The following is an 18,968-nucleotide window of genomic DNA, read 5'->3' on the forward strand; positions in this document are numbered from 1 at the left end:
CACTGCCTCCCTCATTGCCGGGGCACTTTGGCGGCCGTCGCGGTGACCAGCCCCGTGACGTCGGCGCCCCCGCCGGCGCGGCATTGCCGAATGTCGATGATGACGTTGCCACGCACCTGCATCCCATGCTGACAGGAGGCGTTGCCGCCCCGCAGCGTGGCCGCCACGACGACGACCCCGGAAGTGATGCCGGGCTGGGCGAACTCCCACACCTGGCCAGGTGCGCCCGGAGGGGTCACCGTGACGGTCTTGCCGCCGCACAGGGCCCACTGTCCCCGCTGCGTCACGAGCGACGCTCCCGCCTTGCCCTCGGGGAAGGCGATGACGGCCTGGCTCACGCTGTCCTGCGACTCCGGTTCGTTCAGCGCCCGAAGGAACTGGGCGGCCACGCCGGTGTAACCGCTGGCGGCGTACCCCGATTGCTGGGCGGGCGCCCAGGCACCTACACACTCCGGGTTGTCGAGGGTCGCGGAATCGTCGGACAACGTTGCGCTGTCACGCTCGAGAACCAGCGGGCCCCCGCTTGCGCCGCTCGGGATCTGATCGGCCGTCAGCAGGATCGGACGAAGTTGGGCGGCGGTGATGTCGGTGGCCGGTGGTCCCGGGGCGGATGGCGACGGGGCCGCGCCGGGGTCGGCGCCCTGGCCGGCCGGCCCGCGGTCCGGCCAGACCAGCACGGTGACCGTTGCGGCGACGACCACCACGACCGCGGCCAGCGCCGCGGCGATCAACCCCCGGCGGCGACGGCGCCGCGGCGGGGGCGGCGCCAGCGTGCGCTGTCCGCTGTGCTCCCACCAGGGCGGCGTCGGGGACCCGACGGGATAGGGACCGACCTGACCGCTGGGTATGGGGGGCAGGGGCGCCCGGCGCGTGGGGTCACGCAGCGCGTCCGCCGCGGCGGCGGCGAGTTCCCCGGCCGAGCCGAACCGGGCGGCCGGATCCTTGGCCATCGCGACGGCGATCACCCGGTCCAGCGCGGCGGGCAACGACGGCACCGCGTCGGTCACCCGCGGGGGCGGACTGAACAGGTGCCCCATCATGACCGCGGCCGCCCCATTGCTGGCCGGGAACGGTGTGTGGCCGGTCAGCAGCCGAAACAACGCGCAACCCAGCGAGTAGATGTCGACGCGGCCGTCGATCGGCCTATCCGACAACACCTCTGGGGCCGCATAGGCGACGGTCGCCATCACCGACCCGGTCGCGGTCAGCCCGACGTCGTCGAAGGCGCGGGCAATTCCGAAGTCGCCCAATAGGACTCGCTCGTCGGGACCGATCGGGCCCGACAGCAGAAAGTTGCCCGGTTTGATGTCGCGGTGCACCACGTTGTGCGCGTGGGCGAAGTCGAGCGCCTTGGCGACCTGCGCGATGATGTGCACCGCCCGCTGGGGCGCCATGGTCCCGCCGCGCAGCGCCGCATCGGCGTCGATGCCGTCGACGAATTGCATCGCGATCCACAGCTGCCCGTCTTCGGTCTGACCGCGGTTATAGACCGACACGATGTGGGGATGCTCGAGCGATGCCGCCGTGTCGGCCTCGCGAATGAATCGGGCCCGAAAATCGGCATCACGCGACAGTTCGGACGACAGCACTTTCAGTGCGGTCTGGCGGGGCAGGATCGGGTCGGCCGCGAGATACACCGTGCCCATGCCGCCGGTGCCCAGCACCCGTTCAATGCGGTAGCCGCACACCACCGCGCCGCTCGTCAGCACCTCAACACCCTACGGTCACCCCCGTATCCGTACGGCTAACCTATACGGCGCGATCCACCGTGGGCTGCTGCGATTTCGCGATCGCCGCCGTTTCGCTGGTGAGCTTTTCTCCGATGACCCGGATCTGTCGGGCGCTGAGCGGACACAGCGGATGCACCGCCAGCATCAGGGCGGCCTGCCCGTGATGGTCGAAAACCGGTGCGGCGATGGTGACAACCGGTTGTTTGCGACGACCGGGATTGTCGTCGGACAGGAATCCGATGGTGCTGAACTCGACCAGCAATTGATCCAGGATGTGCCGCACCGGCGTGGGCACCTCGTCGCTATCCAGCGTGCCGACGACCTGGACGGCCTGCGCCAGCGCGGGCGTCGTCCAGTCGACGTCGTAGCCACGCTGGCGGGTGTGCTCCAACACCCGTTCCAGACGCCGGATCCGATCGCCGTTGTCGCCGGCGCCGCGGCGGACCCACGCCCGTTGTTCCTCCTCGGTGTCCCACGCGGCGAGCGCGACGCCGAACGGCGGGGCGTAGGGAATCCGGTCGCCGGGGATGCCCGCCGGCTGCGTCGCGGGGTCGCCCTCGAAGGCCGTGACGACCAACGAATCACCGAACCGCTCCACGACGGAGCCGGCGTAGCCGACTTCGCGCGCGAGTCGCAGCGCCGCCGAACGTGCGGCGTGCGCGAGCGGGCGCGCGGTGTCCGTCCGCGCGGCCACCACGGCGAGCGCCGGACCCAGGGTGAATGTCTTCGCGACGGGATCACGGCTGGCCCAACCACGGTCGCAGAGCGTCTTGAGGATCGCGTGTGCCGTCGCCTGAGTGAGGTCGAGCTCCCGCACGATGTCGGAGAACCGCAGCCGGGCGTGTGCGGACCGCGCCAGCAGCTCAACAACGTCGAGCACGCGAGCGGTCGGCGCCGACGACGATCCGCGGATTGCTTGACTCCTTCGGGGCGGGATTCATACAGTTACGGCGAGCATTCGAGATTATATATCGATTATTCGAGAAAACAATCGAGGATTCATTGCGCGCGGTTGTGTTGAGGGATGGCCGGTTACAGGTCCGCGAGACGCCGGACCCGGCGCCCGGGCCGGGCGAACTGCTGTTGCGGACGCTGAGCACCGCGATCTGTGCGTCCGATGTGCACTTCATGGACCACCCCGAACTGGCCGTCGACGACCCGACGGGCCGCTCGCTGTATGACCCGGACCGCGACATCGTGCTCGGCCATGAGTTCGTCGGCGAGGTCATCGGGCACGGCCCGGGCTGCACCGACCGGTTCGCGGTCGGCTCGCGGGTGACGGCCATGCCCGTGCGCCTCGTCGACGGCGGCGCCGGGGGCATGCGCATCATCGGGCAGCACCCGGACGCGCAGGGCAGTTTCGGTGAGCTGCTGGTGGTTTCGGAGGTGGCGGCCAAGCCGGTCCCGGGTGACGTCGCCAGCGACGCGGTGGCGCTGACCGACGCGTTCGCCGTCGGCGAGTTCTATGTGAGATCGGCGAACATCCAGCCCGGCGAGATCCCGATCGTCATCGGCGCCGGCGCGATCGGCCTTTCCGCCGTCGCCGCCCTGGCCGGCCGCGCCATCGAACCGATCGTGGTGGCCGACTACAAGCCCGATCGCCTCGCGCTGGCACGCGAATTCGGCGCTCACGTCGCGGTGAACCCCGCGGAGAAGCCGGCGTTCGACGCGTTCCGGGAGGTTCGGGCCGAACGCGGATTGCCGGGTCCCGCGGTGGTTTTCGAGTGCGTCGGCGCCGCCGGCCTGATCCAGAACATCGTCGAATCCGCCGAGATGGCCACCAGGATCTATTGCGCGGGCGGTTGGTACACGGGTGACACGCTCGACGTCACCACCGCCACCCGCCAGGGCGTCACCATCCAATTCGGCGGCGGCCCACACCCGCAGGACTGGTATGGGACGCTCGACGCCATCGCGGCGGGCCGCCTGGACCCCCTGCCGAGCGTCGGCAGAATCATCGGCCTGGACGAAGTCCCCGACGCGCTCGAGTTGGCCCGCAGGTCCGACGGCCCGCCGCGCATTGTGGTTCACCCGAACGGAGACGTCGCATGAGCGAACGAGAAGACCGCCAAGACATCTCGGAGCTCTTGGTGCGCTATGCCACCGGGATCGACCGTCGCGACTGGCCCCTGTTCCGCACCGTGTTCACCGACGATTGCGAGCTCGACTACGGCGAGATCGGCACCTGGCACGGCGTGGACGAAGTCACCGACTTCATGGACAAGACCCATGCGCTGGCGGGCCATACCCTGCACCGCCTGTCCAATCACGCCATCACGGTCGACGGGGACAAGGCGGTGGCCCGCACGTACGTCGATGCGGTGATCATGTTCGGGGACAATCAATCCGGCGTCAACGCGTGGGGGTTCTACGACGACGAGATCGTGCGGACCGCCACCGGTTGGCGCATCGCGCGGCGCCAATTCACCCAGGTCCGCATCACGACGTTCGGCCAGTAAGGGAGCGCGGCACATGACTTTCGCAACCAAGTACGGACCGTGGGCACTCGTCGCCGGCGCGTCCGACGGGCTGGGCGCCGCGTTCGCCGCGGGGATCGCCGAGCGCGGGGTCAACGTGGTGCTGCTGGCCCGCCGCCAGTCGGTGCTGGACCATGTTGCCGCGGAAATCAATTCGCGGTTTTCCGTCGAAACCCGGGTTGTCGCGCTCGATCTCGCCGAGCCGGGTGCGGCATCGGCGATCGCGGCGGCGACCGGCGACCTGGAGATCGGGTTCCTGGTGTACTGCGCCGGCGCCGACCCGAATTACCAGCCGTTCCTTGCCAACCCGATCGGGGCGGCCGAGGCGATGGTGCAGCGCAACTGCATGGTGCCGATGCAGCTGTGCCACCACTTCGCCCCCGCCATGGTCGAGCGCGGCAGCGGCGGGATCGTCATCTTCGGCTCCGGCGCGGGCCTGGCCGGCGGGTCCAACATGGTCGCCTACGGCGCCTCGAAGGCGTTCGACATGGTGTTCGCCGAGGCCCTGTGGGCCGAGCTGCACGACAAGGGCGTCGACGTCCTGGGCCTCATTCTCGGCAAGACCGATACACCCGCGCTCAGGGAACTCGAACACGGTCGCGGGCAGATCGCCTCGCTCGACGACGTGCCGCCGGGGGCCGCCGCAGTGGACGACGTGATCGCGGAGGCGTTCGAGAACCTCACGAACGGCCCCACTTGGTTCGTCGGCGACGCGATGCGCGCTGCCGAGCAGCTGACCAGTTCACTGACCCGCAACCAGACCGTGCAGCTGTTCGCGCAGGCCGCGGCGGCGGCGATGGGTCCCCCGGGTTAGCCGGGCGCGCGCCACGAGATCAGCACCCGGCCGTAGAGCAGCCGCCGTAACTCGGCGCCGGGAAGCAGCCCGCGGGCATGGCCCCGCAACTCCTCCAGGGTCGCCGCCGGCGGCCACTTGATCGGCGCCGTGTGTTCCCACTTGCCCCGGATTCGGTTGGCGGCACCGCATGCGACCCAACTCGTCAAGTGCCACAAGCCGTTTCGTATCGACGGCTTGACGAAGGTGACCACGGCCAACGTCCCCCGGGGGCTCACCAGACCCGCGAGGCGTTCCAATGCCGCTCGGGTGTCCTCGATGTGATGCAGCGCCGCGTTGGACACGACCGCGTCGAAACCCGCTCGGGGCAGGTCGGCGGTCATCACGTCGCCCTGCAGCCACCGGACCGGCGCCGCGGCAAATCGAGCCTGCGCGCGCCGCAGCACGGGTCCGTCGACGTCCAGCGCAATCACCTCCGGCACCCGCCGGCTCAAGCGGGCGGCGAGGAACCCGTCCCCGCACCCGACGTCCAGAACACGGCGGGCGGCGAGCGGAACCTTGGATTCCAGCAGCGCGTCGTAATGGATGTTGACGTTCCACGGTTCTCCGGCGGAGGGCACCCGCCCGAAAATAATCGAGCCGCGCGCCCGGGGCGGCCCAGCAACCCCACCGACGCGGTGCGCCAGGTTTGCCAAAGTTTTCGATCAGGCCACCCTAACTTTGCGAATTGGAGGTTGCTGCCAGCAAAGATGGGATCCGATCTGTAACCCATTCGCCTGTCTGCCACGTTGCTGGCTTCCCGCCGCGCGGGTAGGTTTGAGCGAGCGGGTCAAGCCACGGCCGCAAGTCCAAGCCTCCATGATCGGCACCCCCTTTGAGTTGAAGGATGACGATGCTGGCCACAGACCGGCCCGCTGCCACAGTCTCGACGCCGGCACACAAGCGGCGGCTGACGCTGATCCGCTCGGCCCTCATCACGGCGGCGTTCATCGCCCCGGCGGTGGTGGTCAGGCTCGCCGGCCTGCACCTGGACCCGGTCGCCGCGCTGCTGACGTACGGGGCGGCCGTGGTGGCGGCCAGCTTCCTGCTGGCGTGGGCCGCCGAAGCGGCGCAGATCGACGTCTCCGGCGGCCTGGCGATCGCGGTTCTCGCCCTCGTGGCGGTACTGCCCGAGTACGCGGTCGACCTCTATTACGCCTACGTGTCCGGCCACAACGCGGATTACACGCAGTACGCCGCCGCCAACATGACCGGGTCCAACCGGCTGTTGATGGGACTGGGCTGGCCCGTCGTCGTGCTGGTCAGCATCGTGGTGGCGCGCAAGGCCGGCTCCCGAGCCGCCGCTCCCAAATCCGGTGCGGTGGCGCTCGAGCCCGCCAATCGCGTCGAGCTCGGGTTTCTGCTCATCGCCGGCGTGGTCGCATTCGTCATGCCCGTCACCGGGGAGATCCACCTGGCGCTCGGGCTGGTGCTGCTGGCCTGGTTCGGCTTCTACCTCTATAAGATCGGTCACGGCGACGTGGAGGAGCCCGAGCTCATCGGCACCGCCGCCGCGCTCGGGGAGCTGCCCGATCGCGCGCGACGCGTCGCGGTCGTCGGCCTGTTCGTCGCGTCGGGTGCGGTGATTCTGCTCTGCGCCAAGCCGTTCGCGGACAACCTGGTCGCGGCCGGTACGGAGCTGGGCATCGACCGCTTCCTGCTCGTGCAGTGGCTCGCGCCGCTGGCCTCCGAAGCGCCCGAGTTCATCATCGCGGTCATTTTCGCCGCCCGCGGCAAGGGCACGGCGGCGATCGCCACACTGATCTCCTCGAAGGTCAACCAGTGGACGCTGCTGATCGGTTCGTTGCCCGTGGCGCACATCCTCGGCGGGGGCGGCCCGTTTCTCGCGCTCGATTCGCGCCAGGTCGAGGAGGTACTCCTGACCGCCACGCAGACGCTGATGGGCGTCGCGCTGATCCTCGGGCTGCGGTTCCATCGCGCGTCGGCCTGCGCGCTGCTGGCGTTATTCGTCGTCCAGTTCCCGATCGTTTCGACGGCAGGGAGGCTGGTGCTGTGTGGTGTCTACACCGCGGTCGCCGTCGTCGGGCTGATCGTCAACCGCCGCCACCTGATGAGCACCGTCCAGGCGCCGTTTGTCGGCAGGGCCATCCGGCACAGCGGTCATCCCCATCACGAAGCGGAGGGCCCGACGCTCCCGCGATAGCGCGACGAACCCGGCCCACGGCACGCTCCGAATGCGCTGTGCGTATACGGTCCACGTATGAATCGAGTGTCGGTGATCACGGGCGGCGCGGGCGGCATGGGTCTGGCCACGGCCAGGCTCGTCGGCCGCGACCACTCCGTGGTGCTCTGCGACGTCAAACAGGACCGGCTGACCACCGCCGCCGCAACCCTGGAAGACCTCGGGATCACGCCCACCATCGTCAACTGTGACGTCACCGACCCGACCGCTGTCGCGGGCCTGCTCGACACCGCAAACCAGCTCGGCACGCTCGCCTCGGTGATTCACACCGCGGGCGTGAGCCCGAGCATGGGCCCCGCCGACTACGTCATGCGGACCAACGCACTGGGCACAGCGAACGTCAACGAGGCGTTCTATGCGACCGCCGCCGACGGTGCCGCCATCGTCAATGTTGCCTCCATGGCGGCCCACATGTTGCCCGCGGAAATGATTCCGACGGGGCAATTCCCGCTCGCGGTGCACGACGCCGCAGCCTTCATGGAAGCCATGATGACGGCGTGCGACATCGTCCCCGAGGATGCGCGATCCGGTATCGCCTACGCGTTGAGCAAGAGCTTCGTGAGGTGGTACAGCCAGTCACAGGCGGAGCGATTCAACGCGCGTGGGTTGCGCATCGTCTCGGTCTCGCCGGGGTCGATCGACACCGAGATGGGCAGGCTCGAGGAGCAGGCCGGGGCCGGCGCCATGGTTGCCGATGCCGCGGTCCCGCGTTGGGGCAAGCCCGAGGAGATGGCCGAGTTGCTCGCGTTCTGCGCCAGCGACAAAGCCGGTTATCTCACCGGCACCGACATCCTCAACGACGGCGGCGTGATCGCCTCCATGACGGAGCGGGCCAGGGCGGCCGCCGCGAGCGGCTGACCGTCACCGCCCGGCGCCGGCCGGCGTCCGGGAGCCGTGAATCTCAGGCGGGAGTCAGCCGGACCGCGCGACGAGATCCGGCAGCCGTTCCTGCGGTCCGGGCTGCCCATCGACGACTGGCCCGCGATCGCCGAAAAGACCCTTCAGTTACGTTCCCTGGGGATCGGTCTCGGCATGCAGGCGTTCGGCAGGGCGGTAGACAACGTTGCCGGCAGGATCGCCACCGAGGAAGCCGCGAAGATCGACGTGCCGAGGGCCACTCGTAAGCGGCGCAGCACCTCGTGAGTGGTGCGACCAATCTCGTGACCGCAGGCGCCAGGTCCGGCGTGCGTATTCCAGCTCGGTGTAAGGCCATTGGGTGACGATGCGGCCGGTGGGTGAGCGGAAGTAACTGTCGCACCGGGTCCAGATGGTGCGCTCGAGGTCCGCGGAAAGCCGTTCGTTGTAGCGCTTTTCGGCTTCCGGGCGCACGTCGACGTAGCCGCCCCGGCGTGCCACCCGGCTCACCGCGCTGGCCACCAGCCGCGCCCCGGCCTCCAGGATGTAGACGATCGAGTTGCCGCCCTGGTTCGTGTTGGGGCCGTAGAGCATGAAGAAGTTCGGGAATCCACTGACCGCGACGCCCAGGTAGGCGCTGGGATCGGGTCCCCAGCGCTCGTGCAGGCGCTGTCCCCCGGCGCCGATGACGTCGATCCCCGACAGATAGCGCGACGTCTCGAATCCGGTGGCCAGCACGATCGCATCGACGTCGACGAGCCGGCCGGCCTTGGTGACGATCGACGTCTCGGTCACGCGGTCGATGGGATCGGTGACCAGGTCGACGTGGTCTTGCTGCAATGCCCGGTAGTAGTCGTCACCGAGCAGCACCCGCTTGCAGCGGAATGGGTAGTCGGGCGTCAGCGCCCGGCGAAGCCGCTCGTCGGCGACGGTGCGCTCCAGAAACGACGTCGCGACCCGGGTGCGAGCGGTGACGACGGGGTCGTCGGCGAAGGTCGCCGTGTTGTCGTGCTGGAATTTCCAGATCTGCCAGCGGGTGCGGCGGGTCGCCAGCGGGTTGTGCCGGAATTGCGCCAATTCGGCTGGGCTGTACGGGCGGTCGTCCTTGGGGACCATCCACGGCGGCGTGCGCTGGAACACCGTCACCCGGCCGGCGATCTTGGCCAGCTCGGGAACGGCTTGCACGCCGCTGGCGCCGGTGCCGATCACCGCCACCCTCTTGCCGGCCAGGTCGATGGCGTGATCCCACTGCGCGGTGTGCATGAGCGCGCCGGCGAAGTCGTTGAGCCCGGCGATGGCGGGCAGCTTGACGGACCCGAACAAACCCACGGCGCAGACGACGACGTCGGCGGACAGGTCGGCGGCGCGCCCGCAGCGTTCCAGCCGGCAGTCCCACTGCCACGTATCGGCGTTCCAGCGGATCGCGCGGACCCGGGTGTCGAGCATGAGGTGGCGACGCAGATCGAAGTCGTCGGCCACCGACTCCAGGTAGGCCAGGATCTCGGGCTGTCGCGCGTAGGTGCGGCTCCAGGACTTGTTGGGCGCGAACGAGAACGAATACAGGTGGCTCTGGATGTCGCAGGCGGCGCCGGGATAGGTGTTGCGCCGCCACGTTCCCCCTACGCCGCCGTCGGCCTCGACAATCGTCAGGTCGTCGATGCCCGCACGGCGCAGCGCCACGGCGGTGCCGAGGCCGCCGAACCCGGCGCCGATGATCACCACCTTCGGTGCGGGCCGGCGCCGCGTCGCGGCCCGGGCTCGTCCGAGGACGTACTTCACGGACCGCCCCCGCGAATTTCGAGGCCTTCCATCGCCCCGCCGGCCCGCCATGCCGTCAAGATGTCGTCGTATTCGGTCGGCGCACCGATGAAGAAGCTGCCCTGCCGAGTCTTGGCGTCCGCCTTGCCTTCCCGGTTGTAATAGCCCGGCGTGCAGGTCTTTGCCCGCTCGGCGGTCGCGGATGAGCGGGCCACCACCATGTCGACCCAGGCGGCTTCGGCGGCGGGCGAGGGCTCGATCTCGCTGACGCCGCGGGCCAGCGCCCAGGCGATGATCCACGCGGCATGGCTCGCCTGCACGTCCAGCAGGTAGGGGAAGTTCACCGTGAGCCCCGCCTGGGCGATGCTCTCGATGAAGCAATTCGGGAAACCGTTGGCGCACAGGCCCTGGAACGTGCGCACTCCGTCGCGCCACCGGTCCGTCAGCGTCACGCCGTCGCGACCGATCAGCTCGAACCCCGTGCGCCGGCAATAGTCGGTGCCGACCTCGAAACCCGTTGCGAAAATGAGGCAGTCGAGTTGGTAGGTCACTCCGTCGACCACCACGCCGTCCTCGGTGATGCGCTCCACCCCGCGGCCACGGGTGTCGACCAGGGTTACGTTGTCGCGGTTGAACGTCTGCAGGTAGTCGTCGTGGAAGCAGGGTCGCTTGCAGAAGTAGCCGTACCAGGGTTTGAGCGCCTCGGCGGTTCCGGGATCGGCCACGATCTCGTCGACCCGCGCCCGGATCTCCTCCATCTTCGCGAAGTCGGCCAGTTCGATGTTGGGCGCCGGCGCACCGTCGCCGCCCTGGCGCATGACCGGAAGCTTGCGGGTGATGCTCGTCCACGCGTCGGCCACCAGGTCCTCCTCGGCCTGCCCGCCGGCCGTCAGGACCTGGAAGTTGCGGATGCGCTCGCGCTGCCAGCCCGGCTGTAACGTGTTGGCCCACTGGGCATCCGTCGGTCGATTGGCTCGCACGTCGACGGAGGACGGGGTGCGCTGGAAGACGAACAGGTGCTGCGCCGCGGCGCCAAGGTGCGGGACGCACTGGACGGCCGTCGCGCCGGTGCCGATGATGCCGACCCGCTGTCCGGCCAGTTTCTCCAGCCGTTCGCCGGTGTACGCGTAATCCCACCGGCTGGTGTGGAAGGCCTGGCCGCGAAAGCGGCCGAGACCCTCGATCCCGGGCAGCTTGGGCTTGGCCTGATAGCCGTTGGCCATGGTAACGAACTTGGCCCGCATCGAGTCGCCGTGATTCGTCCGGATGACCCAGCGGGAAGTCTCTGCGTCCCAGCGTATCTCGTGCACTTCGGTCTGCAGGCAGGCGTCGCGGTAGAGGTCATAGCGCTCGGCGATGCGCTGGCAGTGCGCGAAGATCTCCGAGCCGCGGGCGTACTTGTCCGAGGGAAGGTAGCCGAGTTCCTCCAGGAGTGGCATGTACACGTAGGACTCGACATCGCAGGCGATGCCGGGATATCTGTTCCAGTACCAGGTGCCGCCGACGTCGGCGGCACGGTCGATCAGGCGCACGCTGTCGACGCCGAGCTCTCGCAGCCGCGCCCCCGTCAACAGCCCGCCGAAGCCGGCGCCGATGACCGCGACGTCCACCTCGTCTGTCAGCGGCTCGCGGGTGAAGGTTCCGTCCACCCACGGGTCCTCGGCGAAGCGCGCGAAGGCGCCCGCCGTCTCCACGTACTGCGCGATCCCGTCCGGCCGCAGGCGCCGCGCCCGCTCCTCGGCGTAGCGCCGCCGCAGCGCGTCGACGTCGAACGTCACGCCGACGGTCTCGGTCAAGGGATCGTCCTCATCGTGTCCCCGACTATATAATCAATCAATTGATCATATCAATGGTGCGCCGGGCCCCGCGAGAACGACGCCGAACCTGCGCCCAGCGCGCGAATTTCAGCGAAAAGGCGATCTGATTGCAGTCTCGCCCGCCCGGCGCCTATGAATTTCGGCCCCTCGGACCCAGCAGCGTTCCCCTGATCAACTTCTTGGCCGCGCGCAGCGCCGCCTGGTAGTCCTCCGGCGGCAGCGACGCCCCCAACTCGGTGAGCCCGTAGATCAGCGAATAGATCGCCTCGACGGCACCCTCCGGCGCGCCGTCCACGATGCCCTCGATGATGTCGCGAAACGCGGTGAACCCAGTGCTGCCGGCCAGCCGGGGATCGAGCTCCACCGCGCTCTCGGCCCGGATCGCCCACTCGAAGGCCGCGAGATCGGGGAATTCACGCATCAACCGTCCCGATTCGTCGAGCACCGCCTCGATCCGGTCGATGGGGCTGCCGGGGCGCTCGGCGGCCCGGCGCAGCCGGGGCAACGCGACGTCGGTTCTGGCCGCGATGGCCGCCTGGATCAATTCCGACTTGTTGGGGAAGTAGTTGTACAGGCTGGCACTGGTCACCTGCGCGGCGCGGGCGATCTCGCGGATGGTCGCCTTGGAGTAGCCCACTTCGGCGACGCAGCGCATGGTGGCGACGATGATCCGTCGGCGGGTTTCCTCGCCGCTGGCCCCGACGGGGCGACCCAGTTGCACCCGCGTCATGGTGATGTCCTCACTCCTGCGTCCTGTCGACCGACTCCCTCGAATATAATCGGGCGATCAATTATCGTTCGGCTTCGCCAGCACAACTCGGCCGCCCGGTGGGCGCCAGCGGCGAGCAGACCCGTGCCCGAATCATCGCGTCGGCCATGCGCTGCGTCGCCGACGTGGGCTACTCCAAGGCGACGATTCGCGAGATCGCCAAGGCCGCCGACATGACGAGCGGCAGCCTGTATCACTATTTTCCGAACAAGTCGGCGTTGTTCGCGGCGACCACCCGGGAGATCGACGAGGTCGCGTCCACCCGGCTGCGGGCCGCCGCGGCGCCGGGCGGAGACGTCCTGGATCGCCTGGAGGCGATGCTGGACGAGTTACACCGGTTGCTGCGCGAGTATCCCCACCTGGCCGCCTTCGATCGCGCGATGCGTGCCGAACGCACCGCCCACCCCCGCGGTGGCCGAGCGCGGCCCGCGGGGTTGAAAGCGTTGCGCGACAGCATCGATGACATCGTGCGGGACGCCCGCGCGCAGGGAGCGCTCCCGCCCGACACCGACCCGGGCGCCGCTGTCGATGCGATTTATGCGCTGGCTCGCGGCCTGACGGAGCGGGCCGCCAACCTGGAGCCGGCGGCCTACGCGGCCACGCTGAGCTCGGCCAAGGAATTGATCAGGGGAACGCTTTTCGCGCCCCGAGCGAATCCCCGAGGGTCCACACCGAAACGCCGATCAAAACGAGGTCCTTGAGCAGGAATTGGCCCGGCATCCCGGACAACACGGGAAGGCCGGCGGCGTGCGCCGAGACCACCCCCGGCGTGGTGAACAGGAAGCTCAACGTTCCCAGGAACAGCACCACCGCAAGGGCACTGCCGGCCGCAGACGCGCGCGGCCATAGCGGCCTCAGCGCGATGAGAAGCGCGGCAACGATTTCCATCGTTCCCAGCCCCCGCGCGACCGTCGTCACGCTGGCCACGTGGTAGATCCAGCTCATCAGCGGGCTGTGTTCGATGAGCACGCGGGATTCCATCTTCACGTACTTGCCGAACCCGATCCAGGCCAAGACGACCACCAGCCCGTAACGGCTGACCAGCTGTCCGAATCTGGTCAGCGACGGGGCGAGACGCTGCGGTGGCGCGGCGGTGGCACTTCCGTGGTCGATCATCGATTGAGCGTCCTTCCCGCAATGCGTGTTGAGGGCAATTGTTCGTAGTGCACACGATCGGGGAGGCGGTTGGGTTCAACGACCCAATTGCTCGAGGCCCGCGACGATGAGCCGCAACCCGTTTGCGAACTCCTCCTCCAGCGGAACGGGCAGATCGTCCGCGACCGCGACCGTCGCGGGATAGCGCGACGGATCGAGCTCACGAAATGCGGTCGCCAGCTGGGCATCCCGCTCGTTCCCGGTTCCGGAGAGCTGGATCCCGAAGCCGAGGACGTAGCGCGACAGGGTCGCGTAGGCGTGGGCCGCCACCCCCGGCGCGAACCCGTTCTCCAGCAGGACCGACAGAATCAGCTCACGCTGTCGCAGCGCGTTCGGCCCCATCGGCACGTGCCCGACCAGTAGGGACGCGGCGTGCCCATGTCGGCCCAAGGCGTCAAACATGTTCTGCGCAAACGCGATACAGACCCGCTGCCAGGACAGCGCGGCGACGGCTTTCGTATCGAGTTCGATTTCCCCGAGCAGGCGGTCGACCATCATCGCCACCAGCTCCGATCGGTTCGCAAAGTGGCGGTACAGGGTGGCGGTGCCCGACCCCAGGCGCTGCGCCAGGGAACGCATCGACAGCGCGTCGGCCCCCTGCTCGTCGACGAGTTCGATGGCCGCCGCGAGGATCCGGTCCAGCGGCACCGCCGGGCGCCCGCGGGAGCGTTTGACACCGTTCATATTTATGGCAACACTGTATCCGTTAACTCGTTCTGGATCAAACACCGCTCATAGCAAGGACATCTCGCCATGCTGCTTCCCCTGGCACCGGAGCCATACACCGCTCCCACCGACCGCGACATGCTGCCCTCCGAGCGCCGCGAATTCGTCCGTACCCACCGGACGTGTGTCTTCGGATACCGCCGCCGCAACGACGGCCCGGCCATGTCGGTCGTCTACTACATCCCCACCGACACCGGCGAACTGCTGGTGTCCACCATGGCGGGCCGCGGCAAAGCCCGCGTCATCGAACGCGACGGCAAGGTCAGCCTGTGCGTGCTCGACGAACGGTGGCCGTTCAGCTACCTGCAGGTGTACGCCGACGCGACCCTCGATGCCGATCGCGACCTTGCGGTCGACGTGATGATGGCGGTCGCGGGCCGGATGTCCGGTGAACCGCTCACCGAGGAGGGACGCCCCCACGTCGCGGCGATGGCCGAACGGGAAGACCGCGTGGTCATCCGCTGCCGCCCCTACGCCACCTACGCGACTCCGCCGCGCCACCTGCACCGCAACGACGAGGTCGACCAGTTGACCCATTGGGTGTCCGGTGTGGTCCCCTGGGACGCCGCGGATCCCGCGGCGGACTGATTCCCCTACCGCCCGGCGTAGCGATCGCGCAGCTTGGTCAGGGTCGCCTCGATCCCCGCGGCGTTGCCCTTCCGGAAACCCATCCGTTCGTAGTACTTCAGCCCGTTCTTGACCGCGCCGGCCTGGCTGTAATCGAAGGTCTCGATGACCCGCGTCCGGGTCGGTGAGAGCGCCTCGAATTCCCACCGCCAGCGGTGCCCCACCGGGTGGCGCCATTCGACCAGTTCGTTGGGTCTGAGCGCGGTCACCGTGCTGGTGATGCGATAGGGCACGCCGTACATCTTCATGTGTGTCGAAAACTTCGATCCCACAGCGATTTCCGCGGGGACTTTGATGTTGGCGCCAACGGTGCCCGATCCGTCCAGTTCGTGGTGGCGCCGGGGGTCGGCCGCCATCGCGTACAGCTCCTCGGCCGGCGCGTCCACTTCGACCGAGCGGCTCACCTGTCGGGGACCCGGGTCGACAACGTTGACGGTCATGGCGGTCTCCTTCCGGACGTCCGGTAGCGCCGGTTCGACGCTACGCTTCGCCGAGTTGAACGTTTACAACCTTGAGAACAACGACGCTGCGCATGGAGGGGTTCGGTGAGCCAGTCGATTGCTGGAAGGGTGGCGCTGATTACCGGCGCCGCGCGGGGGCAGGGCCGGTCGCATGCGGTGCGGCTCAGCGCCGAGGGCGCCGACATCATCGCGGTCGATATCGCGGGGCCCCTGCCGCCCAGCGTGCCCTACGATTCGGCGACGCCCGACGACCTCGCCGAGACGGCGCGGCTGGTCACCGCCAACGGGAGAAAGGTCGTCGCGTCGGCGGTGGACATCCGGGACCTCGATGCGCTGACGGCCGCCGTCGACGCCGCCGTCGGCGAGCTGGGCCGCCTCGACATCATCGTCGCCAACGCGGGCATCTGCAGCCCTGCGCCCTGGGATCAAATCACCGCGCAAGCGTTCCGCGACACCATCGACACGAACGTGGTCGGCACCTGGAACACCGTGATGGCCGGCGCTCATCACATCATCGACGGCGGCCGCGGCGGCTCCATCATCCTCATCGGGTCCGCCGCCGGCATCAACATGCAGTCGTTCATGATCCACTACACCGCCAGCAAACATGCCGTGGTCGGCATGGCCCGCGCGTTCGCCGCCGAACTCGGCCGGTACAACATCCGCGTCAACAGCCTGAACCCGGGCGCGGTCGCGACCCCCATGGGCACCGGCCGCATGCGCGACGCGCTCCGATCGGCCGCCGACTCCTACCCGCACCTGAGGGGCCTGCACAAACCGCTCTTGCCCGACGGCAGCGCCCAGCCGGAAGACATCTCCGATGCGGTCGCCTGGCTGGCGTCGGACCAATCCAGGCTGGTGACCGCCAGCCAGGTTTCGGTGGACTGCGGCGTCGGCTACGTCTGATCGCCGGCCTCGAGCCGCCTTCGCTCGCCGACCGGGCAGAATGGTGCTGCCTGCGTTCAGCCCGCCGATCCGGGAATACCCAAGGGACGGAAACGTTGGGTATTGGCGTACCCCCAGGGGGTATCAGCGGAGAGGAGCGGCATGGCGACCAGCGAGTACCGGGTGACCGGGATGACCTGCGGGCACTGCGAGGCCGCCGTCCGAGCCGAGGTCGGCCAGATCCCGGGCGTCGATGGCGTGGACGTCGACGCCCGCACGGGCAGGCTCGTGGTGGCCAGTTCCGTTCCCATCGACGCGGAGGCGGTGCTCGGCGCCGTCGACGAAGCCGGTTACGAAGCGGTCCTGGTCGCGTGAGGGCCGGACCACCGACCGCAGGGACCAGCGTCGAGCTGGAAATCGCGGGGATGACGTGCGCGTCGTGCGCCCTGCGCATCGAGAAGAAGCTGAACAAGCTCGACGGCGTCGACGCGCAGGTGAACTACGCGACCGAGACGGCCGCCGTCACCGTCCCGGCCGGATATGACCCGCGGGCGCTGATCGCCGAGGTCGAGAAGGCCGGCTACACCGCCGCGCTGCCGCGACGGGAACCGCCGCCCGAGACGGCTGAGGCCGCCGACCTGGCGACCCTGCGCGCCCGGCTCGTCGCCGCGATCGTGCTCGCCGTTCCGGTGATCGCCATGGCGATGGTCCCCGCGCTGCAATTCCGCCACTGGCAGTGGGCGTCGCTGGTCCTGGCCACACCGGTGATCGTGTGGGCCGGCCGCCCGTTCCACGCCGCGGCGTGGGCAAACCTCAAACACGGTGCCGCCACCATGGACACGCTGGTCTCGGTGGGGACGCTGTCGGCCTACCTCTGGTCGCTGTACGCCCTGCTTTTCGGGACGGCCGGCCGGGCGGGCCTGCGCCACGGCTTCGAGCTGACCGCCACGCGCGGAGGCGGGGCGGGCCACCTCTATTTCGAGGTGGCCGCGGGCGTGACGATGTTCGTCCTGGCCGGCCGCTACTTCGAGAAGCGCTCGAAGCGGCGCGCCGGCGCCGCGTTGCGTGCGCTGCTTCAACTCGGCGCCAAGGACGTCGCGGTGCTGCGGGACGGCACCGAGACGCGCGTCCCCGTCGACCGGCTCGGGATCGGCGACGAGTTCGTGGTGCGCCCTGGGGAAAAGATCGCCACCGACGGGACCGTGGTCTCGGGATCCTCGGCGGTGGACGCCTCGATGCTGACCGGTGAGTCGGTGCCCGTCGAGGTCGGTGCCGGCGATCCCGTCACCGGCGCAACCGTGAACGCCGGCGGCCGACTGGTCGTGCGCGCCACCCGCGTCGGCGATGACACCCAGCTGGCGCAGATGGCCAGGCTCGTCGAGGCGGCGCAGTCGGGCCGGGCACAGGTGCAACGGCTCGCCGACCGCATCGCCGGGGTATTCGTGCCCGTCGTCATCGTGCTGGCCGCGGCCACCCTCGCGATATGGCTCGCGACCGGCGCTTCCCTCGCCGCCGCGCTGACGGCCGCGGTAGCGGTGCTGATCATCGCGTGCCCGTGCGCGCTCGGACTGGCGACGCCGACCGCCTTGTTGGTCGGCAGCGGTCGCGCGGCCCAGCTCGGGGTCCTCATCAAGGGACCCGAGGTGCTGGAGTCGACGCGCCAGGTCGACACCGTCGTCCTCGACAAAACCGGCACCGTCACCACCGGCAAGATGGCCCTCGTCGACGTGATCGCCGGCCCGCACACCGACCGCGAAACGCTGCTGCGCTATGCCGGGGCCGTGGAGGACGCCTCCGAGCATCCCGTCGCACAGGCGATCGCGCGGGCCGCCAAGGCGGAACTCGGCAACCTGCCCGCCGCCCGGGATTTCGCAAACGTCGGAGGCCAGGGCGTGCACGCGGTGGTCGACGGGCGCTTGGTCGCCGTCGGGCGGGAGAGCCTGCTGGCCGATCGGGGCCAGCACCTCGACGCTGAATTGTCGGCGGCCAAAACCCGCGCCGAGCGCGACGGCAAGACCGCCGTCGCGGTCGGGTGGGACGGTCGCGCGCGGGGGATTCTGGTGGTGGCCGACACCGTCAAGCCCACCAGCGCCCAGGCGATCCGGCAGCTTCGACGCCTGGGACTGACGCCGGTGCTGCTGACCGGTGACAACGAGACCGTCGCCCGGCGCATCGCCGACGAGGTCGGCATCGCGCAGGTCGTCGCCGAGGTGCTGCCGGCCGACAAGGTCGCCGCCGTCCAGCGTTTGCAAGCCGAAGGCCGGGTCGTCGCGATGGTCGGCGACGGCGTCAACGACGCCGCGGCCCTGGCGGCGGCCGATCTGGGGCTCGCGATGGGGACGGGCACCGACGTGGCGATCGAAGCCGCCGACCTGACCCTGATGCGCGGCGACCTGCGCGCCGCCGTCGACGCCATCCGCCTCTCCCGGCGGACGCTGCGCACGATCAAGACGAACCTGTTCTGGGCCTTCGGCTACAACATCGCCGCCATCCCGTTGGCCGCCCTCGGCCTGCTCAACCCGATGCTGGCGGGCGCCGCGATGGCGCTTTCCAGCGTGTTCGTCGTCGGCAACAGCCTGCGGCTGCGGTCCTTCGCGAGCACCATGCGTGACGAACCTGTGGGATAGTTGATCGGGCCCGCCGCGTACGGAAAGCCACGGCCGGCGGGCGATT

19 protein-coding genes are annotated in these 18,968 nt (G+C 69.2%); 10 read left to right on the forward strand and 9 right to left on the reverse strand.

The window, feature by feature from the left end:
• Positions 1-11: 11 nt before the first annotated feature.
• Together AWB89_RS28355 and AWB89_RS23310 are read right to left on the reverse strand one after the other, a co-directional pair.
• Positions 12-1,709, reverse strand: a complete 1,698-nt coding sequence (locus AWB89_RS28355) for a serine/threonine-protein kinase PknH/PknJ (RefSeq protein ID WP_085176862.1) — start codon at positions 1,707-1,709, stop codon at positions 12-14.
• A 40-nt stretch (positions 1,710-1,749) separates the two neighbouring features.
• The gene (locus AWB89_RS23310) at positions 1,750-2,610 is read right to left on the reverse strand and encodes a helix-turn-helix domain-containing protein (RefSeq protein WP_085176864.1); all 861 of its coding nucleotides are present in this window, start codon (positions 2,608-2,610) and stop codon (positions 1,750-1,752) included.
• Positions 2,611-2,732: 122 nt separating this feature from the next.
• Between AWB89_RS23310 and AWB89_RS23315 the strand changes: the two genes are divergently transcribed.
• From AWB89_RS23315 to AWB89_RS23325, 3 genes are read left to right on the forward strand one after another with little or no spacing between them, the layout of a single operon-like run.
• Positions 2,733-3,782: a zinc-binding dehydrogenase gene (locus AWB89_RS23315; RefSeq protein WP_085176866.1), complete on the forward strand. Its 1,050-nt coding sequence runs from the start codon at positions 2,733-2,735 to the stop codon at positions 3,780-3,782.
• On the forward strand, positions 3,779-4,189 hold the full coding sequence (locus AWB89_RS23320; RefSeq protein WP_085176868.1) for a nuclear transport factor 2 family protein: 411 nt from the start codon (positions 3,779-3,781) through the stop codon (positions 4,187-4,189). The genes AWB89_RS23315 and AWB89_RS23320 overlap by 4 nt, the downstream gene beginning before the upstream one ends.
• A gap of 13 nt (positions 4,190-4,202) precedes the next feature.
• Entirely contained in the window at positions 4,203-5,021 is an 819-nt protein-coding gene (locus AWB89_RS23325; protein ID WP_085176870.1) for an SDR family NAD(P)-dependent oxidoreductase, read from the forward strand.
• Here AWB89_RS23325 and AWB89_RS23330 read toward each other — a convergent pair.
• Positions 5,018-5,620 (reverse strand): class I SAM-dependent methyltransferase, encoded by a 603-nt coding sequence (locus AWB89_RS23330; RefSeq protein WP_085176872.1) that lies wholly within the window; start codon positions 5,618-5,620, stop codon positions 5,018-5,020. The genes AWB89_RS23325 and AWB89_RS23330 overlap by 4 nt on opposite strands.
• Before the next feature lie 266 nt (positions 5,621-5,886).
• On the opposite strand from AWB89_RS23330, the gene AWB89_RS23335 reads away from it, so the two are divergent.
• Positions 5,887-7,203, forward strand: coding sequence for a sodium:proton exchanger (locus AWB89_RS23335; protein ID WP_085098141.1), 1,317 nt, complete (start codon positions 5,887-5,889; stop codon positions 7,201-7,203).
• A gap of 57 nt (positions 7,204-7,260) precedes the next feature.
• A complete protein-coding gene (locus tag AWB89_RS23340; protein ID WP_085098138.1) occupies positions 7,261-8,100 on the forward strand; it encodes an SDR family oxidoreductase in 840 nt (279 codons plus the stop codon).
• Between the two features lie 147 nt (positions 8,101-8,247).
• On the opposite strand, the gene AWB89_RS23345 is transcribed toward AWB89_RS23340, so the two are convergent.
• From AWB89_RS23345 to AWB89_RS23355, 3 genes are all read right to left on the reverse strand, one after another.
• Complete coding sequence (locus AWB89_RS23345; protein ID WP_308206692.1) at positions 8,248-9,876, reverse strand: flavin-containing monooxygenase; 1,629 nt, start codon at positions 9,874-9,876, stop codon at positions 8,248-8,250.
• Positions 9,873-11,651, reverse strand: a complete 1,779-nt coding sequence (locus tag AWB89_RS23350; RefSeq protein WP_085176876.1) for a flavin-containing monooxygenase — start codon at positions 11,649-11,651, stop codon at positions 9,873-9,875. Before AWB89_RS23350 ends, AWB89_RS23345 begins: the two co-directional genes overlap by 4 nt.
• A gap of 151 nt (positions 11,652-11,802) precedes the next feature.
• Positions 11,803-12,402: a TetR/AcrR family transcriptional regulator gene (locus AWB89_RS23355; RefSeq protein WP_085176878.1), complete on the reverse strand. Its 600-nt coding sequence runs from the start codon at positions 12,400-12,402 to the stop codon at positions 11,803-11,805.
• A gap of 98 nt (positions 12,403-12,500) precedes the next feature.
• Here AWB89_RS23355 and AWB89_RS23360 point away from each other — a divergent pair, with 98 nt between their 5' ends.
• The gene (locus AWB89_RS23360) at positions 12,501-13,142 is read left to right on the forward strand and encodes a TetR/AcrR family transcriptional regulator (protein WP_241520579.1); all 642 of its coding nucleotides are present in this window, start codon (positions 12,501-12,503) and stop codon (positions 13,140-13,142) included.
• On the opposite strand, the gene AWB89_RS23365 is transcribed toward AWB89_RS23360, so the two are convergent.
• Together AWB89_RS23365 and AWB89_RS23370 are read right to left on the reverse strand one after the other, a co-directional pair.
• The gene (locus AWB89_RS23365; RefSeq protein WP_085098123.1) at positions 13,066-13,557 is read right to left on the reverse strand and encodes a YkgB family protein; all 492 of its coding nucleotides are present in this window, start codon (positions 13,555-13,557) and stop codon (positions 13,066-13,068) included. The genes AWB89_RS23360 and AWB89_RS23365 overlap by 77 nt on opposite strands.
• A 75-nt stretch (positions 13,558-13,632) precedes the next feature.
• Positions 13,633-14,238: a TetR/AcrR family transcriptional regulator gene (locus AWB89_RS23370; RefSeq protein ID WP_206601256.1), complete on the reverse strand. Its 606-nt coding sequence runs from the start codon at positions 14,236-14,238 to the stop codon at positions 13,633-13,635.
• Positions 14,239-14,349: 111 nt separating this feature from the next.
• Between AWB89_RS23370 and AWB89_RS23375 the strand changes: the two genes are divergently transcribed.
• Positions 14,350-14,910 (forward strand): pyridoxamine 5'-phosphate oxidase family protein, encoded by a 561-nt coding sequence (locus AWB89_RS23375; protein WP_085176882.1) that lies wholly within the window; start codon positions 14,350-14,352, stop codon positions 14,908-14,910.
• A 5-nt stretch (positions 14,911-14,915) separates the two neighbouring features.
• Here AWB89_RS23375 and AWB89_RS23380 read toward each other — a convergent pair whose 3' ends face one another.
• Positions 14,916-15,389, reverse strand: coding sequence for an SRPBCC family protein (locus AWB89_RS23380; RefSeq protein ID WP_085176884.1), 474 nt, complete (start codon positions 15,387-15,389; stop codon positions 14,916-14,918).
• Between the two features lie 105 nt (positions 15,390-15,494).
• Between AWB89_RS23380 and AWB89_RS23385 the strand changes: the two genes are divergently transcribed.
• The 3 genes from AWB89_RS23385 (at position 15,495) to AWB89_RS23395 (ending at position 18,922) form a co-directional block, all read left to right on the forward strand.
• On the forward strand, positions 15,495-16,316 hold the full coding sequence (locus tag AWB89_RS23385; RefSeq protein WP_085176886.1) for a mycofactocin-coupled SDR family oxidoreductase: 822 nt from the start codon (positions 15,495-15,497) through the stop codon (positions 16,314-16,316).
• Between the two features lie 141 nt (positions 16,317-16,457).
• On the forward strand, positions 16,458-16,670 hold the full coding sequence (locus tag AWB89_RS23390) for a heavy-metal-associated domain-containing protein (protein WP_085098105.1): 213 nt from the start codon (positions 16,458-16,460) through the stop codon (positions 16,668-16,670).
• On the forward strand, positions 16,667-18,922 hold the full coding sequence (locus AWB89_RS23395) for a heavy metal translocating P-type ATPase (protein WP_338152784.1): 2,256 nt from the start codon (positions 16,667-16,669) through the stop codon (positions 18,920-18,922). Before AWB89_RS23390 ends, AWB89_RS23395 begins: the two co-directional genes overlap by 4 nt.
• Positions 18,923-18,968: the final 46 nt, after the last annotated feature.

Origin of the sequence: Mycobacterium paraense, assembly GCF_002101815.1 — a bacterium.
Lineage (GTDB): Bacteria > Actinomycetota > Actinomycetes > Mycobacteriales > Mycobacteriaceae > Mycobacterium > Mycobacterium paraense.